The sequence below is a fragment of the Natribacillus halophilus genome, assembly GCF_900100185.1.
GTDB lineage: Bacteria > Bacillota > Bacilli > Bacillales > Marinococcaceae > Natribacillus > Natribacillus halophilus.
On record NZ_FNEN01000002.1, the window covers coordinates 233,739 to 250,264 of the forward strand.

Genomic DNA, 16,526 nt, shown 5'->3' on the forward strand with positions numbered 1-16,526 from the left:
TGATATATCCGGAAGTTCGCTGATATAATTACGAAGTCGCCGATATACCGTTAATTAAACGTTTATTTAAGCAGATAAGAAAGTATAAAACTTTCTTATCTTGCATAAGTGCAACTAAGGCTTTCGCCAGGCTTGGCGATAAGCCAAGTTTTCTTTATGTTATAACGAAAGCGCATACCGGAGGGTTTTCATGAAACAAGTCGAAACTCAGATTGTTCCCGCAAGCAGCAAGGAAGACGTGCTCCGTTCCGTCCAATGGGCGAATGAAAATAATGTTCCAATCTATACGAACGAAAAAAATCTACCTTCCGACGAAGGGATTTTCATAGATATAAGTCAATGGCCGGCGACGATAGATATCTCCCCCGATGATCTCACCGCCGTCGTCTCGCCGAGCGCCACTCCTGCCCAGATCAACGAAGAGGCGGCCAAACACGGGCTCATGTACCCGCCGGATGCCCGGGGGCAAAAAAACATGATCGCCGATCATTTGGCCACGAACACGGGTGGTCCGCACGAGCTGAAATACGGCGCAACCAAAGATTTTGTCATCGGCCTGGAGATGGTGACCCCGGAAGGAAAGCCGATGCGAACCGGCGGTCGTACGATAAAAAATGTCACCGGATACGATGTGACCAAATTAATCGTCGGTGCCGAGGGCGCTTTCGGATTCATCACAGCAGCGACATTAAAATTAGTCCCGAAAACGCCCGCCCGTTGTACGCTCGTTGCCACTTATAACGATGTGGAAGACGCGGCGCGGGCGGCTGCGAACGTTTATGGCTCGGCGATTTTACCGGCTAAATTGGCGCTGACTGCCAGCGATGAACTTTTGGTTGCGCTTGACGGTCATCCAAAAACGGTAGCGGCGCATGTGCAAATGGTAAAAGATATGCTCGATGACGTTAGCATGTACGAAGATGATGAATCGTTATGGGATGAATATAGAGCGCAAAAAACCGGCATCGATGTTTCCGTGGCCCCCAGCGAACTCACTTCTTTTATCGAACATAACCGGGAAATCACCCCTTTTTATGGCCACGCCGGGAGCAGTGTATGGCATATCACCGTCAACGCCGAAAGCGCAGATGCCCCGAAAACCGGACCGGCTGCGGAAGACATCATGACAGCGATGAAAAAAAGCTGGGATCCGAACAACATCATCCAGACGAAGGCAGGTGCAGAGCGATGACAACCGAATTAAAGGAGCTCCAGGAAAAAATTGCATACGACAAGACGTTCGATTGTGTGCAATGCGGCTATTGTTTGCCGGCCTGCCCCACTTATAAAACGATGGAAAAAGAAACCCATTCGCCGCGCGGACGGATCAACCTCGTGAAGATGGTGGCGGAAGGCAAAGCGTCGATTGAAGATATGAAAGAGCCGATTGAAAAATGCCTCGGCTGTATGGCCTGCACGACCGTTTGCCCGACCCATGTTCAGTACGGCGAAATTTTTGAAAGCGCCAAAGAGGTTTTGGAAGACCACGAACAAAAGTCCGGAATGCGGAAAAAAACGGAAAATTTCCTGTTCGGTTCCTTTTTTCCGAGCCGCCGCTGGATGAAGACGCTCGGAAATGCCACGTGGGTGTACCAGGCGTCCGGAATGCAAAAGGTCGCGCAAACGCTGCGACTCACGTCGGTCGCGCCGCTTAATCTCGATCAGTTTGAACGGGCCTTGCCGAAAATGCCTACGCCCGCTGAACGAAGAAGGCGAGAGACCCGTGTAGAGCCGGATGGCGCGAAACAGACAACCGTCGCTTTTTTCAAAGGCTGCGTCATGGACAGTGTTTTCTTCGAGACGAACCGCCGCTCGATCGAGCTACTGCGCCTGGCGGGAGCGGAAGTGGTTACGCCGGTTGAACAGACATGTTGCGGTGCCCTGCACGCTCACGACGGCAAGAAGTCCGACGCGAAGGAGCTCGCCAAACGCAACATTGAAATCTTTGAAAACGAGGATGTCGATCACATCGTGAATAATGCCGGCGGCTGCGGCGCCAAACTCGTAGAATACGGGAAGCTACTTGCAGATGAGCCGGAATGGGCCGCTCGGGCGGAGTATTTTTCTGAAAAAGTCAAGGACATCTCAGAAGTGCTCGCCGAACTGGACGGCCTGACATTTACGAAACCGGTCCGGAAAAAAGCCACTTATCAGCCGTCGTGTCATATGACGAACGTCCAGCGTGTAACGGCGCCACCGCGAACATTGCTGGCGCAAATACCGGAACTAAAGCTCGCGGAAATGACGAACCCCGATTTCTGTTGCGGCTCGGCAGGAATCTATAACATTCTCAATTACGAAGATGCCATGGACATTCTCGATGTGAAAATGGAAGACGTTGCTGATGTAGAGCCGGAAGTGATCGTCACGACGAACCCAGGCTGTCTGCTGCAGATGAAACTGGGAATTGAACGCGAAGGCACCGGCGACATGATGGAGGCCGTCCACCTCGTCGATTTGCTGATGGAGGCGGGGCCGAGGGCGAGGTTCTAGCGGCGATCTCGACAGCTCTAGCAGCGAAATTTCTTGTTTAAGCAGCGACCTCCATAGTTTTAGCAGCGAAATCGTGCCTTTTAGCGGCGAACTCTCAAAAATGAAGATGATACACTCTCCACTTATCCTCACCACTGGAAGGAAGCTTCATCTTTTGGAGTAAACGTTTCGCTATATGAGTTGAAGCCAAGTTAAGGAAATCCCGACATTTACCTGATGAGATATGGGGTGAAATCAACTTTGCATAGTCCCGCAATGCTTGATAATGGGCTGTGTAACTCGTGGATCGGCAATGTGGGCATGTCCATTTTCCGTACCAATATTCCATGATGCCGACATCACAATTCGGGCAAAAAACCCCTTTTCGAAGATCGGCCATCGTCACATTGTATTTTTTCATAGCGGAATAGGGTTGGGGTCGGTGGTTGTCACGCAGCGCTTCTGCAATGGTTCGTGTGGAATCAGGAGACACTTGCCGATGATATTGCTCCGATAAATTTTCTATAATTTCCCGTAGCGCGGGCGGGCGAATGATTTTTTGATGGCGGGGATGAGGGGCAATTTCTTTGATTTCCGCCTTTTGATTCGTGAGGGAACGGGGCTGGATCCATGATTGCAGTGATGCCGCCTGTTGCTCCACTTGCAGGACCGGGTCCTGAAAAACATCCAGTTGATCACCGATCGTACGAATCAATTGCTGATGGGCATGGTCAAATACAAGCCGCCCGGCAACATTCTTGATTTCTAAAATAAGTATGAACTTTGGCGTGACGAGCAATGTGTCCATTTGAAAAAAATGCGAGTTCAGTTGAAGCCGTAATTGATGCAGCCAGAAAGGAGACGGTAATACAAGCAGGTCATAGTAATAGTCCATGGATTGTTCTCCTTGCCAACCGGCACGTTCAATTTTGTAAGCCTTTTCAATTAAAGGATATGCTATGTGTGTTTTCCGGAGGAGTTTTTGTAAAGATTCTAATTGAAGCAATTTTTCGGGGATGACGCGGGGTTTTATGATCATTTTGTAGTCCTTTCTCTGTATTCAGGGAGACCGTCAACAAAAATTTATCGGCGATCTCCCAATTATATCAGCGACCTCGCGCCGCTTCGATAAACGCGTCAAACAGACGCACGCTATATTCGTCGCCCGCTAAGGCCATATTCTCCGGGTGCCATTCGGCGCCGATGACAAAAGAATGTTTTTCGCTTTCGAATGCCTCGATGACGCCGTCGCTGGCCGTGCCGACGGCGGTGAAGCCGTCCGCCATCGCGCGCACCGCCTGGTGGTGATAGCTGTTCACTTTGTAGCGCGTCGCCCCGGCGATTTTGGCCAGGCGGGAACCTGGCGTCACGTCGACATAGTGCGAACCGTGCGCCCGTGGCGCGCGCTGCTGGTGCTGCAGCAGCTCGCCATTTTTCTGGCTGTAGATGTCCTGGTACATGTCGCCGCCCGCGGCAATATTTAAAATTTGGCAGCCGCGGCAAATCGCCAGAATCGGGATGTCTTTTTCAAGACAGGCTTGAATTATCAGCATTTCAAAGCGGTCCCGCGCCGGGTTTATACTGCCAAGATTCTGATGAGGCTCTTCACCGAAAAGCGTCGGATCGATGTCGCCTCCCCCCGTCACGAGCAGCCCATCCAGCTGTTCCACCATTCGCCCAATCAGCTCTTCTTCCAAAATGTTCGGCAACATGATGGGGACGCCGCCGCTGTTCACAACCGCTGTCACATTGTCCTGGCTCAGAGAGATCATTTTTTCTTCCTTCAGATTCGTTGTAATGCCAATCGTTGCGCTCATTGTATCCCCACTTTTTCTCTTATCATATCACTGAACGGGCAGATGTGGGAACGCTAAAAGCCATACGCTTCTTCCTGTGCTTTGCGCATATTCATATACGTTTCCGTCAATCCGACGGTGTCTTCCACCAAACGATCAATGCGGAGTGAAACATCATCATTGGTGATCTCTTTTCGATGGATATTTTGTTCTTCGATAAATACATAATCCTGGACGATTTGCGCTTTCATATACGACAAAATCGGTTTTAGCTGTTGTTCCACAATGAGAAAATGGGTGAGGGATCCGGCGGTTACCAGGACACTCACAACTTTATCGCGCAACCCGTCCTGCGGGAGCAAATCGAATATATTTTTCAAAGTTGCGGGGATGGATGCCTGAAAAATGGGCGTTCCGATGATGATGGCATCCGCCTCCACGATCGTTTTAGCGACATATTGTGTATCCCCTTCATAGTCCAGAAAGTGGCGCCCATCACTAAATTGTATCTCGAAGTCTGCTAAATCGATCAAGGTTACGCCCGTCTCCGGATATTTTTGAGCCACAGTGTTCACAGTGTAATCCATCGCCGCTCTCGTTTTGGAGCCGACATTGGAGCCCGATAATGCTACGATGTTCATTTTCCTTGCCTCCTACTGTTTGGCCGTATATTTCTTGATTGCCGGTAAAATTTCTGTCCCGATAAGCTCAATGTTTTTTCGCAGTTTATCGAACGATACGCCGCCGAAGTCCATTTGGGCAATAAAACGCTGATGGCCAAACTGTTCATGCTGATACAGTATTTTTTCGATCACCTGCTGCGGACTGCCGACGTTTATGACGGTTCGCAGATCATCACTCTGGGCAAAGGCCTGTTTCGGAAACCCTCGTCCGTTTGTCAGCTTCATGCCTTCATTGATATGAGGATAATATTCCTGCTGTGCCTGCTGGGTTGTTTCCGCTGTATAAAAAAACCCGGCTGTTGAGATCGGTAGCCCCGTTGGATCAAATCCGCTTTGACGGGCCGCCTCACGATAAGCATCAATGGATGGCTTAAAGCTGGTAACAGGACCGCCTAAATGAGCCAAATACATCGGTACCCCGGCGTGGCCTGCCTTGATGGCACTCGCCGGTGTCCCACCGACCGCGCGCCAAATCGGTAGCGACCCATTTTGCGGACGGGGGAGCACCTTTGCATTTTTCATCGGGGCACGGAACTGCCCGTCCCAATTGACGACTTCCTCTTCATTGATTTTCAATAATAACGCAAACTTTTCTTCATATAACTCTTCATAATCCCGAAGATCATAGCCCAACAAGTCGAAGAGCCCGACACGGGAAGCACGCCCCGCAACCATTTCCGCGCGTCCCTGCGAAATCAGGTCAACCGTCGCGAAATTCTCATACACGCGGACCGGGTCTGACGTGCTGATGATCGTAGATGAACTCGATATTTTTATTTTTTCGGTCGCCTGGGCGATAGCCGACAAAATAACCGCGTGTGCCTGTGTGGCAAAATATTCTTGATGGCTTTCGCCGACGCTGAAAAAATCAATGCCCGCCTCTTCGGCTAATTGCGCTAATTCAATGAGCTCATGAATCCGTTGTTCCGCGGAAATTCGTTCACCCGCCGTTGGGTCCGGCAAATGATCGCCTAATGTATAAATGCCAAATTCCATACCTTTAGCCGGATCGATACGATAATTTTCCATTTGATTGATCCCTCTCTTTTATCTAAACCTATATGACTATTATAAGCTATAAAACCTAAAAGTATAAGTACGCACCTTTAAGTGGTATAGTATATAAAAAGATACTACGGAGGAATATAGCATGAATATTGATCCCGACCAATGCCAAGTCGAGGAAGCTTTGGAGATTGTGGTAGGAAAATGGAAACCAATTATATTACTTCATTTGTTAAAAAATGGAACAATGCGATTTAATGAGCTCAAACGAAGCGTTCCCAATATAACGCAAAAGATGCTCACGAAACATTTACGTGAATTGGAAGATGAGGATATTATCGCGCGTATCGTTTATCCGCAAGTGCCCCCAAAAGTCGAGTATTCCATCACCGAATATGGGAGGAGTTTACAACCTATTTTAGAAGCGATGCATGAGTGGGGGACCAAACACCAGAATCGAAAAATCAAAAAAAGCGTGCAATAACATATGTCCTCACCTGGGTTGGGTGAGGACATAATAATAGTGGACTAGTCAAACATCAACGGACGCGCGATTTTATTGATGGCGCCGCCATCGACCATGAGCGTTTGCCCGCTCACGTAGGTGGATTCATCGGATGCCAGGAATAAACAGGCGTTGGCGATGTCCTCGGTCGTGCCGATGCGTCCCATCGGCTGAAAATCCAACGTTTGCCGGAATGCTTCATCCGGATCATCGAGGCTTTCGAATGTTTTTTGCAAAAGGGGGGTATCGACGGTGCTTGGTCCGACCGCGTTGACGCGGATCTGGTCAGCGCCGTAATCGAGGGCCATCTGCCGGGTTAGCGCCGTTAATCCCCCTTTCGCGGAAGCGTAAGCGGCAAGACGGGTGATCGTTTTTTCCGCGTGCCAGGAAGCGATGTTGATGATCGAACCGCCGCCGCGGTTTTGTAACTCAGGTAAAGCATATTTCGAGCATAAAAAGGGTCCGGTTAAATTGATGCCGAGCAGCTTGTTCCACTCTTCCAACGATGTTTCATGAACGGGTTTGCGGAAATTTATCGCGGCATTGTTTACTAAAATGTCAACTCCGCCATATTTTTCCACGGCTGTTTTCATCAGACTCATCACGCTCGTTTCATCACTGACGTCCGTCGGTTGAAAAAAAGCCTCCGCCTCGTTATTTTGCAATGCCTGCACGGTTTCGCGTCCGGCTTCTTCATTCACATCGGCAACGACGACCTTCGCGCCTTCATTCGCGAATGTTTCCGCGATGCCCTGGCCGATTCCCTGGCTCCCGCCGGTCACGATCGCTACTTTGTCTTTTAGTCGCATGCTGTCCCTCCTTTATGTTTATCTTTTACCCTATTCAGAAGATCATGTAACATAAAAAAAACCCTTTCTTACGGGCTAAACATGACTGATCCAGTTCAGTTCAATCGCTCTTTTTATCGCGTGGGTACGGTCTTTGGCGTTTATTTTTCTAATGATTTTGCTCACATGATTATTGACCGTTGACGGCGCGAGATAAGCATCTTTGGCTATTTTTAAATTGCTTTTGCCATCGAGAATGCCCTGGAATATCTGGCATTCCGCATGACTGAGGATTTTGGCCGCGTTCTCAAAATGAAGCTGGAAAGGCATGGACCTCTGCTTTTTGGGAGTAAAGGCTTTGTCCATCACCTTAAGGAAATCGAGGTTCAGCACCGGGTCAATATAAACTGAACTCGATGTTTTATTCAGAATTTTGGAACCTAAAGTTCGGATAGAGTGCGAACCCGCGATCACGTGGGATATGCCTGCATCGAGCACCTGCTTGAACAATTGGTGCTCGCCGGGATTGACCAGGGCGACATAATTATGTAACGGACGTTCTTTGAGGTGCCGGAGGCTCGCTTCTTTTCCTTTTACATAGATTTGCTCGTTTTCAACCACCACTTGCTCGCGCTCCGCGTCCCAATAAACATCTTCCCGCGACTGATACAGTTGTTGAAGTTTTTCTTGCTCCTCGGCTTCTTCATAAAATGTTAAGCACACTTTCATCCCATACCCTCCCCTGTTAAATCACGTATAATATAGCATATTCCGGAGGGATTATCAAATATTTGACAATATTTTGTGCTGTTTTTCGTGGCACTCACCCCCGCGCCAGACGTTCCATCAAGGAAATGACATCATCCTCCTGAACAGGGTCGTCCGCGGCTTTGTTCAACTGTTCGTGTCCGCACTGACGGCATTGGTGCACGATCTGATACCCTTTCTTGGAATGATAAAGCAAATCGACCGGCTCCATTAGCCCCCCACATGCCGAAGCGCGGTCGCCCGGGCGCATATCCACATGCCTGGAATAGAGACAGAACGGGCAGTGATTGCGGTAGCTGCCATTCGTCAGCGGGCGCACTTCACCTCCGCAGTGATCACATGTAAAGCCGGTGTTTTCGGTCGTTCTACTCACGTTCATCCCCCCAATGATCGCGTTGATGATAGCACAATTACAGTAACGCTGCAACGTCTGAGACTTTTTTCTCATTTATTATTATAGGCTTGTCGGGCTTTTCCTGCTCAACACGTCCAAAGGTCGATCGCCGATAACATAGTAATTAATTCCAATCGCTCATCCTCATTGTATTTTCCTCCCCTCATGGACATCATGATAAAAAACGGAGGTGCAACCCGATGGGTAAACGTGATAATACATGTACCGCGTGCGATGGCACGGGCTTACTCATGGATGATGAACAATGGAAGTATCCATGCACCATTTGCAATGGGGACGGGATTTTCATGGAAAGCGATAACCCAGACCCCGATCACCCTATCAACGTTGATGACAACAACCGGACCCTGGAATAAAAAAAGATGTCGCGTGCCGGCACCGCGGCATCTTTTTTCGATCATCACTATCGATCTTTGACGACCTAATGCTTTGATACGGAAGTCGTTAGGTCGCCAACCATAGCTTTTGCTGCCCTAACGTGTTGTGACTGATGTCGTTAGGTCGCCAGTATCGGTTTTTGAAGACCTAACGCGTTACAGAGGAAGCCGTTGGGTCGTCAACGCCATGCTGGCGCCCCCAAAATCAGCGATTATTATACTTTACGCATGGACATCCCTATCAGCGGACAATCTAAGAAAGCAAGAAGACCTAACAGTAACGTGGTGAGTTTATATCGAAAAAAGACTGGAAGCCATTTTATGGAGCATCGCCCTGCCGGGATTCGCACAATTAGTGAGCAAGTCTTATGTCAAGGGGATCACCTTGGTCCTGATTGAAATTCTCGTTAATGTGCAGGGAAATCTGAACACGCTCATCGTCCTGAGTTTCCAGGGACAGACGCAGGCAGCCGTGCAGCAAGCGGATTATTTATGGATTATGTTTTACCCGTGCTTATATTTTTTTGCTATTTGGGATGCCTATAGAGACGTCGGCGGCGATCAACATGCGTATATGTTTCTGCCCTTTGCCATGACCGCGTTCATAACGACCATCGGCGTTGCTTATTCATCGCTCCCCATCTTCGGTGTCGTCATCGGCCCGATCTTCTTGCCGATCCTATCTTCCTTTATCGGATTGGCGATCGGCTTCGGCATCAGGAAGATTCTCATTAAAAGGGAGAGGAACCCATAACCTATGCAAAATTTTTCACAAACCAATCAAGAACGCCGCTTCAAAGCATTCGTCAGTATTTTAGGCACCACCCAATTACATTTACGCAACCCTTACATGATCGCTTGGTGGAATGCAGCGCTCCCCGGATGTGGACATCTTCTTTTATCCAAATATCTGCGAGGTTTCACATTGTTATCATTGGAAATTCTTTTGAATGTCATGGCTAATCTCAATCTTGCCATGGTTCATTCGTATACTGGTCAGTTTGAGATGGCCAAAGAGGTCCTCGAACCAAGATGGATCCTTTTGTATATTCCGATGTATATTTTCGGCATTTGGGATAGCTACCGGACGACCGTCGATTTGAATAAACAGTCTCTATTGGCTGATAAAGAAAATGCTCCTGTTACATCGTTTAATTTGACAGGGTTGGAAATTAATTACCTGGACAAAAGGAATCCACGGTTAGCGGTCCTTTGGTCGCTTCTGACCCCGGGGTTGGGGCAATTATACATTCACCGATTATTGACCGCTCTTTTTATTATATCTTGGTTAATCGTTTTCATTTACTTTTCAAAAGTATTGATCGCCGTGCATCTTCTCTTTTTGGGGCAAATCAGTGAAGCCACAACCGTGGTCGAACCGCAATGGCTTCTTTTTTTACCTTCTCTATATGGATTCGCTATGTATGATGCTTATGTGAATACCGTGGAAAATAATAAATTGTTTGAGAGCGATCAACGTAATTTTTTGAAGAAAAATTATCAAACATACCGGGTCAAACTCTCTGATTGGCAGGTGTGAAGATGCAAATCTTTGCCACTTTTGAACATTCCATATACGTAGAGCTGGCTTTGTCAAGTTTGGCGTCCATAGACATTCAAAAACAGAACATTTTGGCTGTACCGCTGGATAATCGCAAGGAAGATCGCAAATTGTTTGATACGCTTCATCGCTCGGACGGCGTGAGCTTGTTTGACAAAGGCGCCGCCTTGGCAGTGGCGTTTTCCGTTGTTGCAGCCAGCATGGGATTCGAGTGGGAATGGGGACCGATCTTTTGGGGACTTATTGGCGCTGCAGCAGGCTTTTTGCTCGGTTTTACCATTGATCTCCTGCTTATAAAATTTTTTCATAAAAGAAAGCGCGTCCTGAAGGGGAAAAAGTCAGAAGTCCTTCTCGTGATTGAATGTCTCCCGGAACAAATGGGAAAAGTAGAAACAATTCTCTGGGATCACCTCGCGCTTGGCGTAGCAAAAATTGAGGAGACCCACTGAAAAGGAGGCCGCTTATTTTGGAACGACAAATGTTACGAACACTTTTTATCGGGGGTATCCTTGCCCTTCCCTTTACCTTCTTCCGTCGTAATATCAAGGAGCGCGCCATTCTCTTTTTTTTCACGGGGTATGCCGCCACTTTTTTAGCGCAAATGGTTGTCGGGAAGAAGATGGTGAAATATCCGGTGCGCCCCATGCCCAAATATTTTCAGACCAACATTCTTTATGAACAACTGCTTCTGCCCTTGATGAGTTTATGGTTCAATCACACGACGCGCCGCTCCAGGTTACCCGGCATCGTCGGACAAGCTTTTCTGTACAGTGGTGCACATACATTGATCGAGTATGGCATTGAAAAAAAGACGCGTTTAGTGCAATGGAAAAAATGGTCCGGGTTCACTAATATATGTTCAATCATAGGCCTTTTATTAGCGACGAAGGGGGTCCTTTCTGTGATTAGATGGTTGGCAAAGAAACTTGGTTAACGAAAAGGTCTACAAACACTATGAAACAAGAGGTGAGAGCATTGGCAGAAAATCAGAGCCCTGATTTAACCGCGTCGGAAATCGGCATTTTGTGGGGTTATTATATAAAAAATAGCCTGATCATTTGTATGACTACTGCCTTTCTTGAAAAAGTGGAAGACCCCGATATCCACGAAGTGCTACTAACGGCCAAAAAGCATAGCCAAGACAATTCGGCCCTGATCGAGGAGGTATGTCAGCGTGAACAAATGGTGATGCCGAAGGGCTTCATCCCGAGTGAAGACGTGAATCCTTCCGCGCCCCGCCTGTTTAGTGACGCGTTCATGTTAGATTATGCCCGACATATAGCTATCGCAGTCATAACGTCTGCCGGGGCCGGCATCTCGGTCGTTACGCGCTCAGATATGACAAACATCTGTCAAACGACCCTTCAACGAGCGACAGAGCTTCATGAAGCTGCAAAAGAAAGGTTATTGACAAAGGGCATTTATAGTCGACCGCCGGCCATTCCTGTCCCGAAGGAAGTGGACTTTGTCGACAAGCAAACATTTCTCAGAGGGTTTCTCGGCGAACGCCGAGCGCTGACCGCCGTCGAAATCACCCATCTTTTCGAGAACGTAGAAACGAACACATTGGGAAAAGCGCTCATGATGGGCTTTGCGCAAGTGGCGAAGGACCCAAAAGTGAAAAAATATTTTGTGCGCGGCAAAGAGATCGCCCATAAACACATCGAAGTCTTTGGCTCGCTTTTAAAAGAAGAAGACCTTCCCCCTCCGATGGGGTGGGAAACAAATGTCACGGATACCACCGTGTCTCCATTTTCCGATAAGTTGATGACCTTCCACACCACCGCGTTGATCGACATCGGGATCGGCAACTACGGATTGTCTACCGCGGGTAGCCCCCGGCGCGATATCGGTCTCACATATGCCCGGTTGATGGGCGAGATAGCTCTCATGGCAGAAGACGGCGCCAACCTTATGATCGACAAGAGCTGGCTGGAACAACCACCACCCGCACCCGACCGGGACGCTCTGGCGAGCGAGAAAGGAGATCGTGGGTAAGGGGCGTGCCGTTTCATGCGTCCAACCGGGGGATGGGTGCATGTTAGCGGGAAACGCACTGTTAATTTCGTAAAATCAATCCGTTATATCAGCGAAATTTTAATTTTATCAGCGATCTCCAATTTTATCGGCGAACTCGACGATTTATCAGCGATCTCGTCAAATCGTATAAATTTAACTTCATTTGGAACGATAAGGTAAACGGACTTACTTACCGAAGGATGATCGCGTCGTGTCGCTTCGTTTTATGAAACGAAAATATCATAAAGCAGATCCAAAAGTCGTCTCCGGTAATCTGGAAGATACCATTCGCTTCATTCAGGATGCTTTGGGGCAAAATGAAGATTTTGTCACACGCCGGTTTCACGTTTTCGGACATTTTTCCGCAGTGATGTTTTATTTCGCAAAAATGGTCAATGAAATGTCGATCAAGACCGATGTGCTCAAGCCAATCATGCACGGACCCCCTCACTTGGATGATAAGGACATTCACATTGACGAATTACAGGACGTTTTACTAAATGAATCCATCTACCATAGCGATGCCGAACTGGAGAATCAGTTAGCCACACTGGTCGAGGAACTTCTGGGCGGTAAAACGATGATCGCTGTCGAGGGGCTGGACCATGCGATTCTCATCGCGACTTGGAAAATCCCGGAAAGGGCGATTGACGAACCGGGAACCGAGCAAGTGGTCCTCGGACCCCGGGAAGGGTTTATCGAACAATTGGGAACCAACATCGCCTTGTTGCGCAATCGTCTGCAAACGCCCGGTCTTCGGGTACAGAGCAAAAAACTTGGGCGCATGTCCCATACAAAAGTAGCGATTTGTTATATGGACGGAACGACAGAACCGGAACTCGTTCAAGAAGTGGAAAGGCGTCTCGACAATATTGATATCGATGTGATCGGCGATATCGGCTATATCGAACAAATGATAGAAGACAACCAATATTCCCCCTTCCCCCAGTTGCAAACGACCGAACGGCCGGATAAGACGGTGGCCAACCTGGCGGAAGGCAGAGTGGCGATCCTCGCCGATGGTTCTCCGTTTGCTATTCTTTTACCGGTGGTATGGAACCAACTTTATCAAACTCCTGAAGACTATTCGAATCGTTTATTAATGGGGAACTTTATACGCATCGTAAGACTCATAGCCCTTATGTTCGCGCTCGTATCTTCTTCACTTTATGTAGCTTTCATTTCCTTTCATCCGGAATTGTTACCTACGGATTTTGCCGTGGCTGTCGCCAGCGGCCGAGCCGGCGTCCCTTATCCGGCCGTGGTGGAAGTGCTTATTATTGATGTTGCCATGGAAATCTTACGCGAAGCTTCCATTCGTCTGCCGACCCAGGTCGGCACGGCGCTCTCGATCGTAGGGGTGCTCATTATTGGGGAAGCAGCGGTTCAGGCCGGTATTTCCAGCCCGATTACCATTATCGTCGTGGCGTTGGCGACGATTGGTTCATTTGCCACCCCGTCCTATACCGGCGCGTTTTCGTTACGTATGCTCCGCTTCCCGCTGATTATTCTTTCCGGCATGTTCGGTCTTTACGGGCTCGTCATCGGGATTCTCTATATTTTTAACCATATGCTCTCGTTAAAATCGTTCGGGGTCCCGTATATGAGTCCGGTTTCGCCGGGAAACGCCCAGGGATGGAAGGATGTTGTATTTCGCTTTCCATTATGGCGCTTCGTCAAACGACCGTCCTTTCTCGATCCGTCGAACCGGGAACGGTTCGACCAGGAAGAAACAAAGCGACTATCCAGACAACCAAGCCATACGCGCGATTAATGGTCACGGGAAATCGTCGGGAGGCATACACGCATGGGATTTCCACGACAACTCACAGTGCAACAAGTCACAGCAATAATCATTAGCACCGTCCTTGGGGTAGGCCTCCTGCCTCTTCCTTTATTCGCGGTAAGAGCTGCCGACACCGGTGCGCCATTGGTCACTTTCCTGGGAGTGGTTCTCATTTTTGTCGGACTCGCGTTTGTCACCCTCCTGGGAAAACGCTTTCCGGAAAAATCGATCATTCATTACAGCGAAGATATCGTCGGCAAATGGTTAGGGAGAATCGGGAGTCTCGTCATAATCGTTTTTTTCACCGTTTTAACCGCCCTGGCTGCCCGGGAGTTCGGGGAAGTCGTCATCATTAACATTTTGCCCGCAACCCCGATGGAAGTAACGGTGATCGTCATGCTGTTAACGGCGGCCATCTTTGTCCGCAACGATATGAATACGTTCGCCTATATTCACGTTTTCTATCTCCCGGTTCTTTTTATCCCCAATGCCATCATCATTGCTCTTTCTGTCGGGGACTCCGATGCCCTTTATCTCCAACCGCTGTGGGGAAATGACCCAAGCGGGATGCTGCCGGGTATCTTTACCATCGCCTCATTGCTGCAAGGTTCATTTATCCTTACGATGATCATTCCCTTTATGCGCTCTCCGGAAAAAGCGATGAAAGCGACGGTTTGGGCCATTGTTTTGGCCGGCCTGCTTTGCCTGTCCATAGTCATCGCCACATTGGGATTGTTTGGTCCCGGAGAAACACAACATTTGCTGTGGCCAACATTGGAGCTGGCACGATCGATCACCATCCCGGGTGAATTCCTGGAACGCCTCGATATCTTTTTTCTGGTCGTGTTTGTCGTCGCTGTGTTTACTACGTTGTATGGAACCTATATGTTTATCGTCTACTCGCTCAAACAACTTTTGCGCCTGCAGGACCACAAGCTGTTTTCCTATTTTATGCTGCCGATCGTTTTTGTCATCGCGATGCTGCCCCAGAACACGCTGCAACTGTATGAAATCGTGCAAAGGGTAGGGACAGCAGGCCTTTGCCTCACTGTCCTCTACCCCATTCTTTTGTACGTGATCGCGCGAATACGCAGGAAAAAAGGAAGGATGGCCGCATAAATGACGTTTGGAGTGAAACGAATAGGCATGGGTTGTCTCATCATTTTTCTTTTTGTCCTTTTGTTGGCCGGTTGCTGGGACAGCAATGACATTGAAGCCCGATCCAACGTGCTCGCCATCGCCATTGATAAAGCCGACCCGGAGGCCGAACAGGAGCAAGACGACATTACCATGGAAGAAGGCATGACAGCGTCACCGCAAGGAGACATGCTCCAGGTAACGGCACAAGTAGCTATCCCGGGAGAAGTCCCGCTCGGTCCGGGAATGGCAGAAGGCGGGGGCGGCCCTGATCCGGTGTGGGTATTGCATGTTACGGGCTATTCCCTGCAGGATGCCTTGAGCCGTTTGCAACAGCAAATCGCCGAAGAGTTATTCCTCGGGCATTTACGGGTGATTGTTGTTCATGAAGATGTCGCCAGGGAAGGGGTTGATCGTTTCAACACATCGTTGTTACGCGAACCAGACGTGCGGAGAACCGCCTGGATGGTCGTCTCGCAGGAAGAAGCTGCCCAGTATATGGACCTGGCTCCGGCACTCGAAGACATTCCGACGTTATATCTTGCCCACATGGTAGAAAACTCGGTAGGTTTAGGGAAATTTCCCGATAATTATCTGGGACTATTCTGGCGAATGCTGTCCAGCCAGGGCCAGGATGGTTATCTCCCTTACCTGAAAATGAGAGGCGACGAACAAATCCAGATCAACGGTCTTGCCTATTTTCGAGACGACCAAATGATCGGGGAGATTGACCCGATCAATATCGGCACCTTTATGGCGTTAACGGATGAAGAGCAAGGAGGATATGAGTTTTTTTCCATCGTTCCCGGAACGGATGCCCATGTTCTCAATCATACGGACATGCGCGAAACGAAAATCAATACCGAGATCCGGGATGGGAAACCTTACGCGAACATCACTGTACGCTACGAGCTCGTGATCAATGAAACAATCGAAGACGATGATCAGCTTCGGGACTCGAAGGTGATTGAGAACATCGAAGAGGCAGCGAAAAAAGAAAATACTGACGCTGCCGAACGGTTAATTCAAGAGATGCAGGATGAAAAATCCGACATTTTCGGCTTCGGAGAATATATTCGCGCCAAACATCCCGGCTACTGGAATCAACATATCGGAACGAAAGAACAATGGCGCGACGCCTTTCAGGACATGGACGTTGATGTCGACTATATCATCCAGATTCGGCGCGTAGGTACGCAAGCAACATAGAAAGG

19 protein-coding genes are annotated in these 16,526 nt (G+C 48.7%); 12 read left to right on the forward strand and 7 right to left on the reverse strand.

The annotated features are described in order from the left end of the window. The first annotated feature begins 190 nt into the window (after positions 1-190). Positions 191-1,192 (forward strand): FAD-binding oxidoreductase, encoded by a 1,002-nt coding sequence (locus BLS58_RS03410; protein WP_090396154.1) that lies wholly within the window; start codon positions 191-193, stop codon positions 1,190-1,192. Next, complete coding sequence (locus BLS58_RS03415) at positions 1,189-2,493, forward strand: (Fe-S)-binding protein (protein WP_090396155.1); 1,305 nt, start codon at positions 1,189-1,191, stop codon at positions 2,491-2,493. The genes BLS58_RS03410 and BLS58_RS03415 overlap by 4 nt, the downstream gene beginning before the upstream one ends. Positions 2,494-2,587: 94 nt before the next feature. On the opposite strand, the gene BLS58_RS03420 is transcribed toward BLS58_RS03415, so the two are convergent. From BLS58_RS03420 to BLS58_RS03435, 4 genes are all read right to left on the reverse strand, one after another. Next, on the reverse strand, positions 2,588-3,511 hold the full coding sequence (locus tag BLS58_RS03420) for a nuclease-related domain-containing protein (protein WP_090396156.1): 924 nt from the start codon (positions 3,509-3,511) through the stop codon (positions 2,588-2,590). Between the two features lie 67 nt (positions 3,512-3,578). Further along, positions 3,579-4,289 carry a gamma-glutamyl-gamma-aminobutyrate hydrolase family protein gene (locus tag BLS58_RS03425; protein ID WP_090396157.1) on the reverse strand — a complete coding sequence of 237 codons (711 nt, stop codon included), beginning with the start codon at positions 4,287-4,289 and terminating at the stop codon, positions 3,579-3,581. Between the two features lie 53 nt (positions 4,290-4,342). Beyond that, positions 4,343-4,909, reverse strand: a complete 567-nt coding sequence (locus tag BLS58_RS03430) for an NADPH-dependent FMN reductase (RefSeq protein WP_090396158.1) — start codon at positions 4,907-4,909, stop codon at positions 4,343-4,345. Between the two features lie 12 nt (positions 4,910-4,921). After that, positions 4,922-5,980 (reverse strand): LLM class flavin-dependent oxidoreductase, encoded by a 1,059-nt coding sequence (locus tag BLS58_RS03435; RefSeq protein WP_090396159.1) that lies wholly within the window; start codon positions 5,978-5,980, stop codon positions 4,922-4,924. Between the two features lie 121 nt (positions 5,981-6,101). On the opposite strand from BLS58_RS03435, the gene BLS58_RS03440 reads away from it, so the two are divergent. After that, positions 6,102-6,440: a winged helix-turn-helix transcriptional regulator gene (locus BLS58_RS03440; protein ID WP_090396160.1), complete on the forward strand. Its 339-nt coding sequence runs from the start codon at positions 6,102-6,104 to the stop codon at positions 6,438-6,440. Positions 6,441-6,484: 44 nt separating this feature from the next. Here the strand turns inward: BLS58_RS03440 and BLS58_RS03445 are convergent, their stop codons facing one another. The 3 genes from BLS58_RS03445 to BLS58_RS03455 form a co-directional block, all read right to left on the reverse strand. Continuing rightward, on the reverse strand, positions 6,485-7,270 hold the full coding sequence (locus BLS58_RS03445; protein ID WP_090396161.1) for an SDR family NAD(P)-dependent oxidoreductase: 786 nt from the start codon (positions 7,268-7,270) through the stop codon (positions 6,485-6,487). 75 nt (positions 7,271-7,345) lie between these two features. Continuing rightward, positions 7,346-7,978 (reverse strand): response regulator transcription factor, encoded by a 633-nt coding sequence (locus BLS58_RS03450; RefSeq protein ID WP_090396162.1) that lies wholly within the window; start codon positions 7,976-7,978, stop codon positions 7,346-7,348. A 94-nt stretch (positions 7,979-8,072) separates the two neighbouring features. Continuing rightward, positions 8,073-8,390: an RNHCP domain-containing protein gene (locus BLS58_RS03455; RefSeq protein ID WP_245723038.1), complete on the reverse strand. Its 318-nt coding sequence runs from the start codon at positions 8,388-8,390 to the stop codon at positions 8,073-8,075. 221 nt (positions 8,391-8,611) lie between these two features. Between BLS58_RS03455 and BLS58_RS17415 the strand changes: the two genes are divergently transcribed. From BLS58_RS17415 to BLS58_RS03495, 9 genes are all read left to right on the forward strand, one after another. Next, positions 8,612-8,788: a hypothetical protein gene (locus BLS58_RS17415; RefSeq protein ID WP_176764582.1), complete on the forward strand. Its 177-nt coding sequence runs from the start codon at positions 8,612-8,614 to the stop codon at positions 8,786-8,788. Positions 8,789-9,164: 376 nt separating this feature from the next. After that, complete coding sequence (locus tag BLS58_RS03460; protein WP_245723039.1) at positions 9,165-9,563, forward strand: hypothetical protein; 399 nt, start codon at positions 9,165-9,167, stop codon at positions 9,561-9,563. 3 nt (positions 9,564-9,566) lie between these two features. After that, positions 9,567-10,349 (forward strand): hypothetical protein, encoded by a 783-nt coding sequence (locus BLS58_RS03465; protein ID WP_090396165.1) that lies wholly within the window; start codon positions 9,567-9,569, stop codon positions 10,347-10,349. A 2-nt stretch (positions 10,350-10,351) separates the two neighbouring features. Further along, positions 10,352-10,819, forward strand: coding sequence for a hypothetical protein (locus BLS58_RS03470; protein ID WP_090396166.1), 468 nt, complete (start codon positions 10,352-10,354; stop codon positions 10,817-10,819). A gap of 17 nt (positions 10,820-10,836) precedes the next feature. Next, the gene (locus BLS58_RS03475) at positions 10,837-11,304 is read left to right on the forward strand and encodes a CBO0543 family protein (RefSeq protein WP_090396167.1); all 468 of its coding nucleotides are present in this window, start codon (positions 10,837-10,839) and stop codon (positions 11,302-11,304) included. Between the two features lie 41 nt (positions 11,305-11,345). After that, positions 11,346-12,368 (forward strand): DUF3231 family protein, encoded by a 1,023-nt coding sequence (locus BLS58_RS03480; protein WP_176764583.1) that lies wholly within the window; start codon positions 11,346-11,348, stop codon positions 12,366-12,368. A 232-nt stretch (positions 12,369-12,600) separates the two neighbouring features. Continuing rightward, on the forward strand, positions 12,601-14,163 hold the full coding sequence (locus tag BLS58_RS03485) for a spore germination protein (protein ID WP_245723040.1): 1,563 nt from the start codon (positions 12,601-12,603) through the stop codon (positions 14,161-14,163). Positions 14,164-14,196: 33 nt separating this feature from the next. Then, positions 14,197-15,294, forward strand: a complete 1,098-nt coding sequence (locus BLS58_RS03490) for a GerAB/ArcD/ProY family transporter (protein ID WP_090396169.1) — start codon at positions 14,197-14,199, stop codon at positions 15,292-15,294. Further along, the gene (locus BLS58_RS03495) at positions 15,295-16,521 is read left to right on the forward strand and encodes a Ger(x)C family spore germination protein (RefSeq protein ID WP_090396170.1); all 1,227 of its coding nucleotides are present in this window, start codon (positions 15,295-15,297) and stop codon (positions 16,519-16,521) included. The last annotated feature ends 5 nt before the right edge of the window (positions 16,522-16,526 follow it).